Origin of the sequence: Methylobacterium terricola, from assembly GCF_006151805.1 — a bacterium.
In the GTDB taxonomy this organism is placed as follows: Bacteria; Pseudomonadota; Alphaproteobacteria; order Rhizobiales; family Beijerinckiaceae; genus Methylobacterium; species Methylobacterium terricola.
On the sequence record NZ_VDDA01000083.1, the window covers coordinates 1 to 3,125 of the forward strand.

Below are 3,125 nucleotides of genomic sequence, written 5' to 3' on the forward strand. Positions count from 1 at the left end.
CGAGTTGCCAATTAAGGCTGTGACTGTATGCATCCATGGCGGCATATGCCGCTGTACTCCAGACTTGAGAACATCAGGCTGCCCGCACGGTGTCGAGGAAGCGCGCCACCTCGGCCGAGAGGTGCTCGGACTGGCGCGACAGCTCGCCGGCAGCTCCAAGGACCTGTGAAGCGGCTGCTCCCGTATCCTCGGATGCACGTGCCACACCCACGATGTTGCCTGTCACCTCGCCGGTACCAGCTGCAGCCTGGGAGACGTTGCGCACGATCTCCTGGGTTGCCGCCCCCTGTTCCTCGACCGCCGCGGCGATCGAGGTCGCCACACCGGAGATTTCCTCGATGCGCGCGGTGATCTTGCCGATCGCGCCGGCCGCTTGGCCGGTCGTGGCCTGGATCGCCGTGATCTGGCTCGTGATCTCCTCGGTCGCCTTGGCGGTCTGGCCTGCCAACTGCTTGACCTCGGCGGCGACGACCGCGAAGCCGCGGCCCGCCTCCCCGGCCCGGGCGGCCTCGATAGTGGCGTTGAGCGCCAGAAGGTTCGTCTGCGCGGCGATCGACGAGATCATGCCGACGACATCGCCAATGCGGGCGGTCGCCTCGGTCAGCGCCCGGACCTGATGCGCCGTCTGCCCGGCCTCCGTGACGGCGGCCTGGGCAAGGCGGGCCGAGCCGTCGACCTGGCGGCCGATCTCCTGGACCGAGGCGCCGAGCTCCTCCGCCGCGGCTGCGACGGTGCCGACGTTCGCGGACGCCTCTTCAGCCGCCGCTGCGACGGCGGTGGACTGAGCGGCCGTCTCAGTCGCGGTAGCGGTCATAGTCTGGGCGGTCGCCTGCAGCTCGGTTGCTGAGGCAGACACCATGCCGACGATGCTGCCCACCGCAGCCTCGAAGCTATCGGCCATCTGGCGCATGCCAGCCCGGCGCTGCTCCTCGGCCGAAGCGCGGGCAAGCGCCGTCTCTTCCTCGAGCTGACGCGTGTGGATCAGGTTGTCCTTGAACACCTGAACCGCTGCAGCCATAGCGCCAAGTTCGTGACCGCGCTGCTGACTGGGTACACTGACTGTCACATCGCCGGCTGCGAGCTGTTTCATGGCGGCCGTCATGCGGGAGAGCGGCCGTGAGATACCAAGGAAGCTGAACAGCATCGCGCCGAGAGCGCCGAGAAGCGAGACTGCCCCCATGAGATAGGCGAGATGTGTGGCGCTCCGTTCGCTTGAAACGCCCGCATCAGCCTCGGCTTGCGCCCCCCTGCGGCTGGCGGACACCCCCTTGGCGAGAGTGTCGCGCACCTCGTTGAAGAGGCGCAGCATCTCGGGACCGGTGAGCAGGGTGTAGGCTTGGGCTTGCTGATCCGCCTGCATCAGGGTGACGACCTGCGCGCTCTGCGCCTCGTAGCGCACCCACAGGGTAGCAAACTGGTGGTAGGCGCTACGCACCTCGTGTGTCCGGATCAGGGGCTCGTAGAGTGCGCGTGCTTGCGCGAGCTGCTCTGCCACCTGCCTGATACGGGCTTCGTTCTCGGCGAGCACGCGCAGATTGGGTGATGCGGTCAGAAGGCGATACTGCTTGATGCGGTACTCGCCGACCTGCGCGTTAATTTGATGGGCAGCGTCGACCGAGGGCAGCCATTGCGAGGCCACGCCCGTGATGCTGTGTTCAACTGTTCTGAGGGCCAAGATACCGGAGGCTCCCTGCGCGATTGCGATCAGCCCCAGGAAGCCGAATAGTCCGATCAGCGAAGTACGCAGCGAAAGACATGCAAAGCCTCAAGCGAGTCAGAGCGCGTTATTTCCCGTCGCATTCCTAGCCCACGCAACGAGGCATTCAGGTTGCACAACGGTCTCGGCAACACATGCACAAGTTGTGATCAGAAAGATGTGACGGGACGGCTCCAACGACACGCGCTGCGCTGGATTACCGGTGCTCACATAATGAATATATTGTGTTATTAATTAGTTAATAATAGATGTCGCATTTTTTAAGACTGTTTCGTGCGCACTTTTATTCGTATGAAACAGTAGATTACTTAATTAGTATTCATTTGTATTTTACGATAGGGAAGTTAAGAAGATAGTCAGGCTGGATACGCGAGAAATAGACAATCGCAATTTGTACTTGCCAGCATTTTCAGAATTAATACGCCACCACTCTCAAACTTACACTCTGATACGACATAATCGCCATCACTCGTACAGCAACAATACCGCAAAAAATTGTCCTTTTTGTTTATAGAAATAAAATTATTGAGCAACAATCGCTGTGAAAAACGATAATTTTGTCGAATATTTCTTCTGAAAAACCAGCTATATCGAGGCGATATATTGTAATATAATTAATAACTACTGAGTATATGATGGTCGGAGCGGGCAAAAGACTTTAGAGTGCGCTTACGCTGTCCCCAATGCGGCGATCCCGATCGATCTGCGCCATTATGCGATTGCGGCCCCGCCGCTTGGCCTCGTAAAGCGCCGCGCCCGCGCCGAAAAACAGGCCGGAGCGGCGACGGCCAGCGCGCTGAGGGCGTGGCGCATCGCCTCGATCACACAGGCGAGACGATTGAGGCTACTGACCGCTGCCAGCACGTGCTGTGAGGACGGCCCTCGTTACACCACTGCCGCCACCCCTCGATCTTGCCCCTGATGTCGGCCAGCGACAAGAGCCAGTTCTTGTTCATTTGAAAACTGGGACGGAGAGTTATAATCACTGGAAGACTTTCCTAGAAGAAGCTCGTCCCAGATATTTCCTAACTTGCTGATTTAATCTAAGGTTTTTACTATCAAAATCATCATATAATATATCATCAATTATTGTATGATATTTTTGTGAAACTACCGCTTACGCTCGGACTTATACGCATCTGTTCGGGAATACCCCCTGGACAGATACGGGACAGCACCCGCGCCGCGCCCGGAGCATCGGCGGTTCAGCTGCCGCACTGTCGACGGCGCGTCCCTTGGTCGGAGCTGCGGGGCCGGTGTCGCGTCCCGCGGATGGTGTTTGCTTCTAGCACTACTTTGGCAGGTTGAGGGAACCCATCCGGTTATGGCGGCTTCGCATGCCACGGCGATAGACGTGGGTGATCGCGATGTCGGCTGCGGTCGGATGGCGTGATGATCTGGATCGATG

At 59.0% G+C, this 3,125-nt stretch carries 1 protein-coding gene; it reads right to left on the bottom strand.

What is annotated here, in order from left to right; all coding sequences use genetic code 11:
• Positions 1-73: 73 nt before the first annotated feature.
• Positions 74-1,747, bottom strand: coding sequence for a methyl-accepting chemotaxis protein (locus FF100_RS36625; RefSeq protein ID WP_139040911.1), 1,674 nt, complete (start codon positions 1,745-1,747; stop codon positions 74-76).
• Between the last annotated feature and the right edge of the window lie 1,378 nt (positions 1,748-3,125).